Source organism: Micromonospora sp. NBRC 110038 (assembly GCF_020884815.1).
In the GTDB taxonomy this organism is placed as follows: domain Bacteria; phylum Actinomycetota; class Actinomycetes; order Mycobacteriales; family Micromonosporaceae; genus Micromonospora; species Micromonospora haikouensis.
Genome location: NZ_BBOL01000006.1, coordinates 85,480 through 101,631 on the forward strand (window position 1 = coordinate 85,480; position 16,152 = coordinate 101,631).

A 16,152-nucleotide genomic window follows, 5' to 3' on the forward strand; every position below is an offset into this window, starting at 1 on the left:
GGCCCCTGTGGGCCGCCCTGGCCGCGCTGGTCGTGGGGACGGTCGCCGTACCGTCCCCGGCCCGGGCCGCCGGCCCGGTCCTGCCCGGCAACGAGGGGGACGTCGGCGTCTACACCGACGGCCAGAGCCACGCCATGGAGATCGGCGACCCGGTCTACGCCAACGTCGGCGACGTCGCCAACCAGCTCAAGCCCGGGGTGCCGTTCACCGCGGCGAGCATGCACCAGTCGATCTTCGAGAAGGACCTCGCCGCCGGTGGGACCGACTACTACCTCGACCGCGTCCTCGGCGTGAGCGGGACGCTGGGCTCGGCGGTGCTGATGACCCGGGGCCGCTCCCTGTACCTGCGGGGCGCGAGCAACAACAACTTCACCGTCATGGGCTTCGCCGGCAGCGCGTTCGTCGGCGGCCCGAACAACCTCGGCAACCTCTACACCGTCACCGTGCCGGGGCAGACCGTCACCGAGGTCAACGCGAACCGGTTCAACGCACCGAGCCACGCCCGCAGCCGCTACACGATCGGCACCACCGGCGTCACCGCCGACCTGACCAAGTTCATCACATACGACAACGTCGCGGTCACCGCGGTCACCCTCACCAACCCCGGCGGCTCGGCGGCCAACCTCACCGTCCGCGCCGCCTCGCCGTTGGCCACCCAGGCCGGTACGGGCGACGCCACGCTCACCGGCACCCGCACCATCACCAGCGGCGCCAACAACGGCCTCGTCGACACCCCCTGGGACACGATCCGCGTCGACCTCACCGGCGCCGGATTCACCCGTACCGGCACCAACCTGGACCGGGAGGTCACCGTGCCCGCCGGCGGCTCGGTGTCGCTGTCGGTGGTCGGCGCGGTCTCCTCGCCCACGCTGCCCGCGACCGTGCAGAGCTTCCGCGAGTACGCCGAGCTGCCGCCGGCCACCGCCGTGCGCACCGGCATCACCGAGTTCCACCGCCGCTGGGCGCAGGACATCCCCTACATCGACGTGCCCGACCCGGCGCTGGAGAAGGCCATCGTCTACCGGTGGTGGGGCGAGCGCTACAACACCCTCGACGCCAACGCGTCCGGCCACGTCTACCAGTACCCGACGACGGTCGAGGGGTCGAACCTCTACCAGAACGCCGTCGCGCTGACCCAGCCGATGCACCTGCAGGACACCAAGTGGCTGCGCACCCCGTACCTGCCGTACGGGCAGGTCCTCAACATCGGTGAGCTGTCCGGCTCGTCGGCGTTCCTGGACAGCCCGGGGCACACGAGCTGGAACAACCACTACTCGCAGTACCTCGGCACGGCCGGCCTCGAGGCGTACAACGTGCACGGCGGCGGCCGGGAGATCGCCCGCAAGTTCGCCGGGTACTTCGAGGGCGACGGCGTCGGCCAGCTCGAACACTACGACGGCAACAACGACAAGCTGATCGCCTACGACACCAACTACATGCCGGGCAACGACGCCGACGCGATCACCTTCGGCTACCCGAAGGCCAACGCCGGCGCGCCCGGGGCGCGCACCATCGAGCGCCCCGAGTCGGCGTACGTGTGGGGCGCGCTCGACGCCGCCCGGCAGCTCTACCAGCTCTCCGGCGCGGACCAGGCCAAGGTCGACCAGATGGGCGCCAAGGCCGACGAGGTCCGCAACGCGATCCTGACCCGGCTGTGGAGCCCGGACATGCGGATGTTCCTGGCGGGCACGTCGCACGGGGCCACCAGCGCGGCCAGCGCCAACGGCACGCCCAACCCGCTGCCCGAGTCGGCGCGCACCCTCATCCCGGCCAAGGAGTCGAACCTCTACGACATCTACGCCGAGAACCTCATCCCGACCGACCAGTGGCGGAAGTACGTCGACGGGTTCCGCTTCCTGACCTACGGCGACAACTTCCCGATCTTCCCGTTCTACACCGCCGACCAGTACGACCGGGCCGCCTACGGCATCGGTGGCTCCAACAACTTCTCCAACATCAACTTCACCGTGCAGTACCGGGGCGTCCGTTCCGCCCTGCGCCACTACGACCCGGAGCAGAAGTACGTCACCCCGGCGTACGCCAAGCGGCTCCTGGACTGGATGGCGTGGAGCGTCTACCCCAACGCGGACCTGCGGGCGCCCAACCAGGCCGAGTACTACTCGAACTGGAACCCGGCCACCAAGACCTACAACCGCAACAACCCGAACCACGTGATGCTCGGCAACATGAACTACATCTTCGTCGAGGACATGGCGGGCCTCCAGCCGCGTTCCGACGACAAGATCGAGCTGTGGCCCATCGACTTCGGCTACGGCCACTTCATGGTCAACAACCTTCGCTACCACGGCCAGGACGTCACCATCGTCTGGGACCCCGACGGCAGCGAGTACGGCCTGGGCGCCGGCTACAGCCTGTTCGTCAACGGCGCGAAGAAGGTCAGCACCGACAAGATCGGCAAGCTCACCTACGACCCGAAGACCAACCAGGTCCAGGCCGCGGCCGGCGTGACCGTCACCTTCACCGCCGCCACCGGGGCCGACCTGCCCAGCGCGGTGGACACCCCGATCGCCGACGACCGGGTCGTCGACTACCTCAGGACGGCCGGCGTCGACCTCACCGAGGACGCGCCGAACCTGGCCAAGGGCGCCCAGGTCACCTCGTCGTACACCCAGCAGGGCGTGCGGCCGACGCCGTGGCGGCAGTTCCACACCCCCGGCTGGAGCAGCACCTCGATGAACTACGCCCCCGGTGCCATCGCCCAGACCGAGCGGCCCGTGTCGCTGGCCGCCGTCACCGACGGTGTCACCGCCAACGAGCCGTACTGGGGCAACTACGGCACCACCGACCGCGCCGGCTTCGTCGAGCTGGACCTGGGATCGGCCAAGTCGTTCGACAACGTCAAGGCGTTCTTCGTCAGCGACCGGCAGGCCGGCGGCTACCGCGAACCCGCCCGCTGGTGGGTCCAGGTGCCCGACGGCAACGGCGGCTGGAAGGAGGTCCCCGGCCAGTTCAAGAACCCGACCGTGCCGTCGGCGAAGTTCAACGAGGCCTTGTTCGGCACCGTGACCGCCAGCAAGGTGCGCATCGCGTTCACCAACAGCCCGACGTTCTTCACCGCGATCTCCGAGATCCAGGTGTTCGACTCCGGGCGGGACGTGCCGGAGGTCACCAACCAGGCTCCCGCCGTCACCGCCACCCGCGACGGCTCGGCCGACGGCAACCTGTCGACCCGGCTGGTCGGCACGGCCGCCGACGACGGCGTGCCCTACGACAGCGAGCTGACCTTCGGCTGGGAGACCGTCTCCGCGCCGCAGGGCGCGGGCGTCGTCTTCGCCGACCCCAAGGCGCTGGCCACCCGGGTCACCGGCACCGTCGCCGGCGACTACGTGTTCCGGTTCTTCGCCGACGACGGCGCGAAGCGGTCGACGGCCACCGTGGCGGTGAACCTCGCCAAGCGGGAGGTCAGCGCCGAGTTCGGCTCCTCGGCGACGATCAGCACCAGCGGCACCGCGTCCTGGGAGAACCACTCCCGGGTCAACGAGGCCACCACCCCCGCCAGCTCGAACCCGGGCGCGGGCAACGGCTGGGGCAACTGGGGGCAGACCCAGAACGGCACCAGCACCGAGCGGGAGGCGTGGATCCAGTACCGCTGGACCGCGCCGGTGCGGCTGTCGTCGACCGACATCTACTGGTACGACGACAACGGCGGCACCCGCCGCCCCACCGCCACCACGTACGTCGTGGAGAGCTCCACCGACGGCACCACCTGGACGCCGGTGAAGCTCGCCGCCGGCTCGGCGTACGCCGACGCCCTGGCCACCAACACCTACAACCGCCTCACGTTCGAGCCGATCACCGCCAGCCACCTGCGCATCCGCATCTGGGGTCTGATGAGCGGCGGCGCGGGCACCGGCGTGCTGCGCTGGCGCGCCAACGGCGAGACCGTCGACTCGGTGCGCTCGCCGGTGCTCATCCGCACCGGCGTGGGCCAGGTCCCGACCCTGCCGGCCACCCTCGACGCGGTCTACGCCAGCGGCGCGCGGGGCACCGTCGCGTTCAACTGGCAGGAGATCACCCCCGCGCAGGTCGCCGAGGCCAACGTGGACCCGTTCGTGGTCTACGGCACCAACGACGCGTACGGGCTGATCGCCGAGGCCCGCGTCTACGTGCGGCCGGAGATGTCCGACGGGGGCATCTCGATCCAGGGCGCGGAGACCTTCGCGCAGTCCGTCGAGATGGGCGAGCTGCCGTACCTGCCGACAAAGGTGGAGGTCTCCTACAACGACGGCTCCCGGGACAACCAGGCCGTCGGGGTCCGCTGGAACTTCGACCGGGCCATCGTCGACAAGGCCGGTCGCTACACCGTCATCGGCGACCTGATCCTGCCCCCGTACGTCAGCCAGGCCGGCACCACCCGGACCACGCTGACCCTCACCGTGGGCGACCCCGGTCAGATCCCGATGTGGGACGTGCAGGTGCAGGCGCGCACCCAGTGCACCGGCGCCAGGGCGTACGTCGCGGTCAACGCGGTCAACGCCGACGACGTGTCGCTCACCATCGAGCTGGTCACCCCGTACGGATCACGCACGATGGCGAACGTCGCCCCCGGCAAGTCCGCCTTCCAGGCGTTCAACAGCCGGGCCGCGTCGGTGCCGGCCGGCACCACGACGGTGAAGGTCACCGGCACCGTCGACGGCAAGGCCGTCACGACCGAGATCCCCGCGCCGTACGGCGCGCTCTCCTGCGGCTAGCCCGCCCCGTGGTGGCGGCGTCGGCAGCGGCGCCGCCACCACCCTCTCCCCGAGCTAGGAGACAGACATCGTGAACACCACCGTGGGGCGCGGCACCGCCCCACCATCGCACCGGCCGGCGGGCCGCCTCCGCCGGGCGGTCGCCGCGGCGGCGGTAGCCGGGCTCGTCGCCGGTGGCGTGGCCGGCCCCGCCCCGGCTCACGCCGCCGAGCCCCCCTCGCGCACCTTCACCAACACCGTCAACCCGATCATCGGCGACGGCAGCTACTACTCGGCCGACCCGGCCCCGGTAGTCGTGCCGGCGGGCGCGCCCGGCAACGACACCGGCAAGGACCAGCTGTACGTCTACACCGGCCACGACGAGGCCGGGCCGTCCACCAACGACTTCATCATGAACGGGTGGGGGGCGTTGCGGACCACCGACGTCGCCTCGGGGCAGTGGACCCACTTCCCGTCGCTGATGCGCCCCGAGCAGGTCTTCTCCTGGGCCACCCCCGGCCGGGCGTACGCGGGTCAGGTCGTCCGGGGCGTCGACGGCCGCTACTACTGGTACGTCCCGATCCACGAGCGGGACAGCCCGGCGTCCGACAAGTTCGCCATCGGCGTGGCCGTCGCGGACAGCCCGACCGGCCCGTGGACCGATCACGCGGGTGGGCCGATCATCTCCCAGCGGGTGCCGACGGCCAACACCATCCACAACATCGACCCGACGATCCTCATCGACGGCGAGGCCCCCCACCAGCGGGTGTACGTCTGGTGGGGCTCGTTCGGCCAGCTGCGGATGCTCGAGTTCGGCCAGGACATGAAGACGCCGATCGGCACGCCGCGCACCGTCACCGGCCTGACCGGCTTCTTCGAGGGCGCGTGGGCGTTCGAGCGCAACGGCACCTACTACCTGGCGTACGCCGGCAACAACGCCGGCCCGACGTCGCCGTGCACCCCGGCGAACTACCACGCCTGCCTCGCCTACGGCACGGCGTCGTCGCCGGAGGGGCCGTGGACCTACCGGGGGACCTTCCTGCGGCCGGTCTCCTCCACGACGAGCCACCCGGGCGTCCTGGAGTTCGACGGCACGTGGTACCTCGCCTACCACACGGCCGACGCCGTGGGCGGCGGGCACTTCCGCCGGTCGGTGGCGATCGACCCGGTCGAATGGGACGACACCCAGACCCCGCCGCGGATCAAGCTGGTCACCCCGACCCCGGCCAAGGGGCGTGACCTCACCCCCCGGCCGAACATCGCCCAGGAGGCCCGGGTCACCGTCTCCAACGACCCGGTGCCCACCCAGTACTGGGTGAAAGCGCTCAACGACGAGATCGTCCGGTCCAACCCGCTGCCGCCGGACATGTGGGGCACCTGGACCGGCAACAACCCGCCGCAGCAGTGGGTGCAGTACACCTGGGACCAGCCGATGCGGATCTCCGGCTCGCAGATCGAGTTCTGGAACGACCAGCCGCAGGGCACCGGCGCGGGCGTCGCCGCGCCCGCCCGCTGGCGCATCCAGTATTGGAGGTCCGGCACCGGGCAGTGGGCCGACGTGCCCAACCCGAGCGGCTACCCGACCGGCACGCAGGGCTTCCAGAACACCACCTTCGACCCGGTCACCACCACCCAGGTCCGTGCTGTATTCGACGCCTCGACCAACGGCAGCACCTACTCGGCCGTGGCGGTCGAGGAGTGGAAGGTCCTCGCCGCGCAGCCGCCGGCCGCGGTCGCCGCGCCGGCGGTGACCGTGGAGGTCGGCGAGACCGACCTGCCCGACACCGTCGCCGTGCCGTTCGGCGCGGAGACCCTGCGGGTGCCGGTCTTCTGGGACCCGGTGACGCCGCAGCAGGTCGCCGCGCCCGGCACGTTCAGCGTCGCGGGCACCGTGCTCGGCTACGCGGCGGGCCGGATCTCCGCACCGGTCACCGTCGTCTCCCCGGACGACGTCGAGGGTGACGAGACCGCGCCGACGCTGACCCTGACGCCGAGCGGCAGCGCCGGCAGCGCCGACTGGTTCCGGTCCGCGGTGCGGGTGCGGGCCGCCGGCGTCGACGACCGGGGCGGCCGGCTGACCATCTCGACGAAGGTCGACGACGGCGAGCCGGTCGTGGCGACCGACGTGCGGTACGCCGACGTCACCGTCACCGGGGACGGCCGGCACACCGTCACCGCCACCGCGACCGACCGCGCCGGCAACGTCTCGCCACAGGCGGAACGCGCCGTACGCATCGACGCCACCACGCCGGTCAGCACGGCGGCCGTGGGCGGCACCACCCGGGCGGTCACGGTCACCGCGACCGACGCGACCTCCGGAGTCGACCGCATCGAGTACGCCATCGACTCCGGCGCGTGGACCACCTACACGGGTGCCGTCGGGCCCCCCGACGCGAGCCGGCACACCGTGTCCTACCGGGCGCTCGACGTGGCCGGCAACGTGGAGACCGCCAGGACGGTCACCATTCCGGCCGACCTGTCCGGAGGGCTGACCGGCAACGTCGGCCCGATCGCCACGCCGACCGCCTCCTACACGGCGGGCTGGAACAGCGTCGCCGCGCTCAACGACGACGCCGACCCGACCAACCCGGGCCAGGCGCAGCTCTGGGGCACCTGGTCGGGCACCCGTCCGGCCAGCCAGTGGGTCCAGTACGACTGGGCCCGACCGGTGCGGATCACCGGCACGGCGCTGAAGTTCTGGCGGGACAGCGAGCAGGGCACCGGCAACGGCGTCGCCCAGCCCGACGGGTGGGTGCTGCAGTACTGGGACGAGGCCGGCTCAGCGTGGCGGGACGTGACCGGGGCGTCCGCCTACGGCACGAGCACCACCGCCTTCAACACGGTCTCGTTCGACCCCGTGACCACGTCCCGGGTGCGGGCCACGATCCGGGCCAACGGCAACGGCGACACCTACTCGGCGGTCGGGGCAACCGAGTGGCGGGTCTTCGCCGACGACCCGGGCGTCCAGGCCCGGGTGCCCGTCACGGCCACCGCGCAGGCGCGCTGCCTCGCCGGAAAGGCTTACGTCGCCGTGCAGGTGCGCAACGACCACGACAAGCCGGTGGACATCGCCCTGGAGTCGCCGTACGGCGAGCGGTCCTTCGTGGCCGTGGCGCCGAAGGCGAACGCGTACCAGTCGTTCGCCGTCCGTACCACCGCGGTGGCGGCCGGCTCGACGACGGTCCGCGCCAGCGGCCCCGTCGACGGGCGGGACGTGACCACGGTCCTCACCGCAACACACGCCGGCGTCACCTGCGCCGGCTGATCTCTCCGAGTTCAGCAACCACGAGAATCACGGAGCATCGAATGAACACATGGAATCGCACCCGGCTGGTCGCGGCGGGCGCCGCGAGCGCCCTGATGGTCACAGCGTTGGCGCAGTCGCCCGCCGTGGCCGCGCCCGGCGACAACGCCGACGTGACGGTGACGGTCGAGATCGAGGAGCCCGACCAGCCGGGCGTGCTGGCCCTGTCGGTCGCCGCGGACTCGGTCGCGCTGTCCGAGGACGGCTCGACCCTGCTGGTGCGCCAGTTCGTCGGCACCCTGCCCAGGGTGACGGTCACCGACACCCGTACCGCCGAGGAGGTGCCCGCCGGCGCGGCCTGGGCCGTGCTGGGCAGCGCCACCGACTTCACCGGTGACGCCGGTCAGGCCCCGATCAGCGCCGCCCACCTGGGGTGGAAGCCGCGCCTGCTGGACGGCGACGACGACGGTCTGGTCAGCGAGGGCGAGGAGGTCGTGACCGTCCTCGACGAGCCGACCCAGCCGGGCAACAACGTGGGCCTGGTGGACCAGGAGCTGCTGGTGTCGACCTTCGACTCTCAGGCGGTGGCGAACGACGCGTACTCCGTCGACGCGGACCTGTTCCTGCGCACGCCGGCGGAGGTCGCGGCCGGCGCGTACACCTCGACGTTGACCCTGTCGCTGTTCGAGTGACGGTCCGGTGGGGGCCGTGGGAACACGGCCCCCACCTGTTCACCAGCCGACGACGTCGTCGGCGAATCGCCCAGCTTCTCGTCGACGCCCGCGACGAGGACCGGGCGGAAGCCCGTACCGCCCCAACGGCGCCGACCTCGGTGCCATCGTGGAAGGACGAAGCTGCATGACCGAGCTCGATCGACTGCCCGTCAGCCGCCGGCAGGTGCTGGCGGCATCCGCCATCGGGGCCACCGTGGCCGCCACCGCCGGTGGGCTGCCCGTCGGCGCGGCTGCGGCCGTGGCCCCCACCGGGGCGGCCGGCTCGACCCCCAGCGCCGCGATCCCGGCCGAGCCCGGTCCCGGCGGCACCGCGCCGGTGCGGCCGTTCCCGCTGCGGGACGTGACGTTGGGCAGCGGCCTGTTCCAGGAGAAGCGCGACCGGATGAAGAACTACCTGCGGCAGTTCGACGAGCGTCGCTTCCTCGTGCTGTTCAACAACCAGGCCGGGCGGCCGAACCCGGCGGGCGTCTCCGTCCCCGGGGGCTGGGAGGACGGCGGGCTGCTCAGCGGCCACTGGGCCGGGCACTTCCTGACGGCCCTGGCGCAGGGGTACGCCGATCTCGGCGAGCCGATCTTCAAGAGCAAGCTCGACTGGATGGTCGACGAGCTCGCCGCGTGCCAGGCGGCGATCACGGCCCGGATGGGCGCAGGTGGCCCGGGCGGCCCGGAGCCGGAGGAGCCGGCGATCGACCGGGTGCCGGGGCGCTTCGGCACCGGCCTTCGGCTCAACGGCCCGAGCCGGGCGCAGTACGTGACCCTGCCCCAGGAGGCGATCAGCCAGCTCACCGACTTCACCATTGCAGCCTGGGTGAACCTGGCCGGCACGGGAAGCTGGAGCCGGCTGTTCGATTTCGGGCAGAACACGACGGTCAACATGTTCCTGACCCCGCGGGCCGGGACCACCGGCAACGTGCCGAGGTTCGCGATCACGGTCGGCGGCAGCGGCGGGGAGCAGCGGATCGACGGCACCGCGGCGCTGCCCACCAACCAGTGGGTGCACCTGGCCGTCACGCTGACCCAGAACACCGGCACCCTGTACGTCAACGGCCAGCAGGCCGGCCGGAACACGGCCATGACGCTCAGCCCGGCCAACCTCGGCAATCCGGGCAACCGTTGGATCGGGCGGTCGCAGTACGGCGATCCGTACCTGGACGCCACGGTCGACGAGTTCCAGATCTTCGACCGGGCGCTCAGCCAGTCGGAGGTGCAGTCGCTGACGACCGCGGCGGCCGGAACCACCGGCGGCGGGTCGATCGCCTGGTACCGGTTCGAGGAGGCGGGCGGATCCACGATCCTCGACTCCTCACCCAACCGGCGTGACGGCGGCATCGTGGCGTCGCAGACCGGTCCGGGCACCATGTGGATCCCCACCCACCCGGGCTACCTGGGCGCGATCCCGGAGGACGCGGTGCTGCGGCTCGGGCCGCCGAGGTGGGCCGTCTACGGCAGTAACGCGGACACCAACACCTGGGCCCCGTGGTACACCCAGCACAAGATCATGCGCGGCCTGCTCGACGCGTACTACCACACCGACAACCGCAAGGCCCTCGACGTGGTCGTCCGGATGGCCGAGTGGGCGCACCTCGCCCTGACCGTCGGCGACAGGAACCACCCCGCGTACGGCGGCCCGATCACCCGGGACAACCTCAACTACATGTGGGACCTGTACATCGCCGGTGAGACCGGTGGCGCCAACGAGGTGTTTCCCGAGATCTACGCGCTCACCGGCGACGCGCGGCACCTCGTCACCGCCAAGCTCTTCGACAACCGGGAGTCGCTCTTCGGTGCCTGCGTCGCCAACCGTGACATTCTGGTCACCACGCCGCAGACCAACCCCGGACGTCGCCGCCCCGACCGGCTGCACGCCAACTCGCACGTGCCGCAGTTCATCGGCTACCTGCGCGTCTACGAGCACAGCGGTGAGGCCGACTACTTCCGGGCCGCCAAGAACTTCTACGGCATGGTCGTGCCGCACCGCATGTACGCCCACGGGGGGATCGGCGGCAACTACCCAGGGTCCAACAACAACACCGAGCTGTTCCAGAACCGGGGCAACATCGCCAACTCGATCGCTCAGGGCGGCGCGGAGACCTGCACGACGTACAACCTGCTCAAGCTGGCGCGCAACCTGTTCCTGCACGAGCAGGACCCGGCGTACCTGGACTACTACGAGCGGGGCCTGCTCAACCAGATCCTCGGCTCGCGCGCCGATACCACGAGCGTCGCCGACCCCCAGGTCACCTACTTCCAGCCCCTGACCCCGGGAACTGTGCGAAGCTACGGCAACATCGGTACCTGCTGCGGCGGGACGGGTTTCGAGAACCACACCAAATACCAGGAGACCATCTACTTCAAGTCGGCCGACGGCGGCACGCTCTGGGTCAACCTGTACGCGTCGTCGACCCTGGACTGGGCCGAGAAGGGCTTCGTCGTCACCCAGTCCACGGCCTATCCGCGCGAGGACCGCAGCACGCTGGTCATCGACGGCAGCGGCCCGCTGGTCCTGAAGCTCCGTGTCCCGGACTGGGCGCGCAAGGGCTTCTCAGTCGCGGTCAACGGTGTGGCCCAGCAGGTCGACGCTGCACCCGGCAGCTACGCGACCGTGAACCGGAGTTGGCGGCCGGGGGACCGGGTGGAGATCCGCATGCCGTTCAGCATCCGGATCGAGCGGGCGCTGGACCGCCCCGACACCCAGTCGATCTTCTGGGGGCCGCTGCTGCTGCAGATCCTCGGCAACCCGGGCAGCGGCAACTACCGGCAACTCTCCCTGTACCGCCACCTCAAGCGGGATGGCGACTTCACCCGGGCGGCGATCACCCGCGCCGGCAGCACGGCGGCGGGGGACCCGCTCTTCGCCGTCCAGGGCCTGAGCCTGCGGCCCTACTACATCGCCGACACCCAGCCCGCCTCGTCCTACTTCCGCCGGGTGGAGCCGACGGTCGTGTTCGGGTCGATCGACACCGGGGTGCCCAACCGCAAGCGCGACGAGAACCTGCCGAACTACGACGTCCCGGTCACCGGCATCGTGTCGCCCGGTGACGACGGCCCCACGTTCCTCGACCTGCTCTGGGACGAGGCGCCCTTCGCCGACCACAGCAAGTTCGTCGCGGCCGTCACCCGGATCGCCCAAGCGTTCGCCGTGGCGGGCGTGTTCACCGAGGCGGAACGCGCGCTCGTCGTCACGCGCGCCGGGCAGGCGGACCGGGAACTGTCGCCTGCCCCGGGCTGGAACGTCGAGGTCGAGACCCGGATCCGGTGCACCGGCGGCAGCGCCTACCTCGCGATCAGCGCCCGCAACGCCGACGAGGTGCCGCTCACTATCGAGTTGATCACCCCGTACGGCTCCCGGACGGTGGTCGACGTGGCCCCCGGCGCCACCGCCTACCAGACGTTCAAGGCCCGCGCTACGTCGGTGGCGGCCGACACCGCGCTGGTCCGGGCCACCGGGACGGTCGACGGCAGTCCGGTGACCACGCAGGTCGGGTCCCCCTACGGCGTGACCAGTTGCGACTAGGTCGGGTGGTGGCGGCGGGACCAACCGCCGCCACCACCACGTCGCGATCTTTCGGTAACCCTTTCGGCCTGGCAGCCCGGAGGTGACCTTGCCGGCAACCGTCGGCGGGCCGTTCCGGTGTAGTGTTTGGCTACGTGAGAGGCTAGGTAGCGGTCGGCCTGAGCCATGATTAACCACACCGAAGCATCCTCGAAAAGGTTTGCCGGTCTACTCTTCCGTGAGGGAGTGCGCGGCGCTCGGGAGGCGGTGGGCCCCCGCGCGCTCGCCGGGAGGGAGCAGCACATGACCAACGAGCCGGAGGGCCCCGCCAACCGCACGCCCACGCTCACCGACGTCGCCAAACTGGCCGGGGTGTCGGTCGCGACCGCGTCCAAGGCCATCAACGGGCGCGGCGAGGTGCGGGCGACCACGAGAGTACGGGTGCTGGAGGCCGCGGAGCTGCTGTCCTTCGCACCGAATGCCCTCGCCCGTGGCCTGCTCAGCGGCCGCACCGGCACCGTCGGCCTGCTGACCAGCGACCTGGAGGGGCGCTTCTCGATTCCCATCCTGATGGGCGTGGAGGACGCCTTCGGGGCGGGGCAGGTCTCGGTCTTCCTCTGCGACGCCCGCGGCGACGCGATCCGGGAAAAGCATCATGTGCAGGCGCTGCTGTCCCGGCGCGTGGACGGCCTGATCGTGGTGGGTTCTCGCACCGATCCCCGCCCGCCGCTGGCCGGGAACATCCCGGTGCCGGTCGTGTACGTCTACGATCCCTCCGCCGATCCGGCCGACATCTCGCTCACCGTCGACAACGTCGGCGGTGGCCGGCTGGCCGTCGAGCACCTGCTGGCGTGCGGCCGGCGCAACATCGCCCACATCACCGGCGACGCGGTCTACCGGGCCGCCCGGGACCGCGCCGAGGGGGCGGCGGCCACGCTCGCCGCCGCCGGCCTGACCATGGTGGGCGACCGACCGTACTTCGGGTCGTGGGACGAGGCGTGGGGGCGCGCCGCGGCCCGCATGGTCGTCGAGCGGCATCCCGAGGTCGACGGGATCTTCTGCGGCAGCGACCAGATCGCCCGGGGCGTCCTGGAGACGTTGCGCGACCTCGGGCGTGACGTGCCGGGCACGACCTCGGTGATCGGGTTCGACAACTGGGAGGCGATCGCCGCGCACTCCCGTCCGCGTCTGACCAGCATCGACATGAACCTCAAGCACCTCGGCTCGGTGGCCGGCCAGCGGCTCTTCGCTGCCATCGGCGGCGCGGTGCCCACCTCGGAGCAGTTCCCCGGCCGCCTGGTGATGCGCGAGTCGTCCCTGCCGCTGGGCTGACCGTCGTGGCTCGACGGGCACCGCCGCCGGCAGGGCCCGTCGATGTCGGGCCCCGCCGGCCGGCGGCCCGGCTCAGCGCGGCGGCGGCGCCGTGCTGCCCCGGACGACGAGCCGGGGGAGCAGCAGGACCCGCTCGGGCGCTGCCTGGGGGCCCGCCGCGACCAGTCGGGCCAGCAGCATGTCGAGGCTGCGCCGGCCGAGTTCGGCGAAGTCCTGCCGGACGGTGGTCAGCGGCGGCAGGAAGTAACCCGCGTCGGGCATGTCGTCGAAGCCCACCACGCTGACCTCGTCCGGCACCCGCCGGCCCGCCTCGTGCAGGGCGCGGAGCACCCCCAGGGCGATCTGGTCGCTGGCGCAGAAGATCGCCGTGACGGACCGGTCCCGGGCCAGCCCCCGGCCCTGCGCGTAGCCGGCCCGGGCGGTCCACGCTCCCGGCGTGGCGTAGGGGGACGGGCGACCGGTGGCGTGCAGGGCGGCCCGCCATCCGTCGGACCGCTCGGTCGCCTCCGGCCAGTCGGCCGGACCCGCCACGTGGTGCACCGTGGCGTGCCCCAGGTCGAGGAGGTGCCGGGTGGCCAGCCCGGCGCCGGCGGCATTGTCGATCTGGACGCTCGGCACCGCCTTGTCCTGTCCGCCGCCCACCCCGACGACCGGCAGGTCGTCGGCCGCCTGCGCGAGCGTGTCGGCCACGACCGGCTTCGGGGCGATCGCGATGATTCCCTCGACCGACTGTTGCCGCAGCCGGTCGACAGCGTCCCGCACCGACCGGCTGTCCAGGTCACGCAGCCCCGCGACGGTGACGAAGTAGCCGGCGGACCGGGCCGCGCCCTCGATCGCGTACAGCAGGGAGGTCGGCCCGTACAGGGCGCTTTCGTACGCGATGATCCCCAGCGTCCCGGAGCGGCGGGTGACGAGCGTGCGGGCCGCCTGGTTCCGGCGGTAGTTCAGCGCCTGCACCGCCGCCAGCACCCGGCGGCGGGTGTCGTCCCGTACGTGCGGGTGCGCGTTCAGCACCCGGGAGACCGTCTGGTTCGACACCCCCGCCAGCCGCGCGACGTCGCGCATGATCGAGTGCCCCATGGGTCGGGTCAGCCGGTCGGCTCGCCGGAAGGGGCCGGCAGCCGGACCCCGGCGGCGACCGGGGTGCCGAAGTTGGGTGTGCCGTCGGCGTTCCAGGTGAACTTCTGTGCCCGGGTGCTCCGGTTCATGTCGCAGCCGCCGGAGGCCGAGCTGTTCGCGTGGTAGACGATCCAGTCCTCGGTGCCGTCCGGGGACTTGAAGAACCCGTTGTGCCCGGGCCCGTACACGCGGTTGGCGTCACTGCGTTGAAAGACCGGTTGCGACGACTTGACCCACGACGAGGAGTTGAGCGGATCGCCGCCGTTGTAGGTCAGCATCCCGAGCTTGTAGTCCGGGGTGCTGCAGTGACTGGCCGAGAAGATGATGAACGTCTTGCCGTTGCGTTGCAGGACCTCGGCGCCCTCGTTGACCGAGCCGCCGACGGTCTCCCAGCCGTAGGTGGCGGTGGAGAGCAGGTGGCGGGTGCCGGCGGCGGTCCACGGGTTGCTCAGCTCGCGGATGAAGTTGGGCTGTGCGCCGTTGTAGTAGGTGCCGAGCAGGTAGAGCTTGCCGTTGAGCCGCATGACGCTGGGGTCGAGCTCCCAGGTGTTGTCGGCCGTCGGGTCCAGCAGGTCGGCCTTGAAGGTGTACGGCCCCATCGGGTCGGTGCCGGCGCTCTCCAGCACGTGGATGCGTTGGGTGCCGAGGTCGAACGGTTCGCGGCCGGCGACGTAGTAGAGGTACCAGCGCCTGCCGTTGGGGCCGTCGAGCAGGTGGAACTCGGGGGCCCACATGGTGCCCGCCCCGTTGGGCCGGGTGAGGGTGAACAGCACGGTGTCGGCCGCGCTGGCCAGCCCGTCCAGCGTCCGGGACCGCCGCATGGTGACGGTGTTGTTCCAGGTCGTAGTCGCCAGGTAGTAGTAGCCCTCGTGGTAGGTCAGCCACGGATCGGGCCCGTTCGCCTTGATCGGGTTGGCGTACGTACGGGGAGCGGGGTTCGGTCCGCCACCCGGGTAGCCGGTGAGCCGCCAGGTCCGGTTCGTGGCGGTGGTGCAGGGCAGCTGGACGAGCGCGGTGTTGGCTGCGGGAGAGTCGTTGGCCGCGGCGACGCACTTGCCGCTGGCGACGGAGACCAGGTTCACGGTCCCGGCGGTGCCGTTGGCCGCGAGCCGGAACTGCTGGTTGGCGCCGCCGTGGCAGGTGTACTGGATGACCGCCGCGTTGTCGGCCGTGGACGCGCCGGAGATGTCGACGCAACTACCGGCGGTGAGGGTCGTGACGGTGTACCGGTCGGTCGTGCCGGCGACGGGCGTGACGGTGAAGGTCTGCCGGGTGCCCGCGTTGCAGCCGGCCTGGGTGAGTTGCAGTGCGTTCGTGGCGGCACCACCGGGCACCTCGACGCAGTTTCCGTTGGCCTGGTTGACGATGGTGGTGCCGAAGGCGTCGACGGCCTGGGCGGGTGTGCCGGGTAGCAGGGGCAGGAGCGCGGTGACCAACAGCGCCGCGGCGGCGGCCCCACCGGTGTGCCGACGGGGGTGCCGGGACGGTTTCATGGCGTTCCTTTCGGTGGGGTGAGGAGGCGGGTGGGTGGGTGGTGGC

Annotated in this window: 7 protein-coding genes; 5 read left to right on the forward strand and 2 right to left on the reverse strand. The window is 71.5% G+C overall.

Annotated elements, in window-relative coordinates; translation table 11 throughout:
- The first annotated feature begins 32 nt into the window (after positions 1 to 32).
- The 5 genes from LPU61_RS21585 (at position 33) to LPU61_RS21605 (ending at position 13,494) form a co-directional block, all read left to right on the forward strand.
- Positions 33 to 4,712, forward strand: coding sequence for an Ig-like domain-containing protein (locus LPU61_RS21585; protein WP_229405897.1), 4,680 nt, complete (start codon positions 33 to 35; stop codon positions 4,710 to 4,712).
- Between the two features lie 70 nt (positions 4,713 to 4,782).
- A complete protein-coding gene (locus LPU61_RS21590; protein ID WP_229405898.1) occupies positions 4,783 to 7,956 on the forward strand; it encodes an OmpL47-type beta-barrel domain-containing protein in 3,174 nt (1,057 codons plus the stop codon).
- Positions 7,957 to 7,997: 41 nt separating this feature from the next.
- A complete protein-coding gene (locus LPU61_RS21595) occupies positions 7,998 to 8,627 on the forward strand; it encodes a hypothetical protein (protein ID WP_229405899.1) in 630 nt (209 codons plus the stop codon).
- A gap of 166 nt (positions 8,628 to 8,793) precedes the next feature.
- The gene (locus LPU61_RS21600) at positions 8,794 to 12,183 is read left to right on the forward strand and encodes a beta-L-arabinofuranosidase domain-containing protein (protein ID WP_229405901.1); all 3,390 of its coding nucleotides are present in this window, start codon (positions 8,794 to 8,796) and stop codon (positions 12,181 to 12,183) included.
- 282 nt (positions 12,184 to 12,465) lie between these two features.
- On the forward strand, positions 12,466 to 13,494 hold the full coding sequence (locus tag LPU61_RS21605) for a LacI family DNA-binding transcriptional regulator (protein ID WP_043968282.1): 1,029 nt from the start codon (positions 12,466 to 12,468) through the stop codon (positions 13,492 to 13,494).
- A gap of 72 nt (positions 13,495 to 13,566) precedes the next feature.
- On the opposite strand, the gene LPU61_RS21610 is transcribed toward LPU61_RS21605, so the two are convergent.
- Complete coding sequence (locus tag LPU61_RS21610) at positions 13,567 to 14,559, reverse strand: LacI family DNA-binding transcriptional regulator (RefSeq protein ID WP_199486151.1); 993 nt, start codon at positions 14,557 to 14,559, stop codon at positions 13,567 to 13,569.
- Between the two features lie 23 nt (positions 14,560 to 14,582).
- Positions 14,583 to 16,106, reverse strand: coding sequence for a family 43 glycosylhydrolase (locus tag LPU61_RS21615; RefSeq protein ID WP_229405902.1), 1,524 nt, complete (start codon positions 16,104 to 16,106; stop codon positions 14,583 to 14,585).
- Positions 16,107 to 16,152: the final 46 nt, after the last annotated feature.

What these genes read in the sequence shown, in the direction of transcription:
- LPU61_RS21595 (WP_229405899.1), top strand. Translation starts at nt 7,998, where the DNA reads ATGAACACATGGAATCGCACCCGGCTGGTCGCGGCGGGCGCCGCGAGC.
- LPU61_RS21600 (WP_229405901.1), top strand. Translation starts at nt 8,794, where the DNA reads ATGACCGAGCTCGATCGACTGCCCGTCAGCCGCCGGCAGGTGCTGGCG.
- LPU61_RS21605 (WP_043968282.1), top strand. Translation starts at nt 12,466, where the DNA reads ATGACCAACGAGCCGGAGGGCCCCGCCAACCGCACGCCCACGCTCACC.
- LPU61_RS21610 (WP_199486151.1), bottom strand. Translation starts at nt 14,559, where the DNA reads ATGCGCGACGTCGCGCGGCTGGCGGGGGTGTCGAACCAGACGGTCTCC.
- LPU61_RS21615 (WP_229405902.1), bottom strand. Translation starts at nt 16,106, where the DNA reads ATGAAACCGTCCCGGCACCCCCGTCGGCACACCGGTGGGGCCGCCGCC.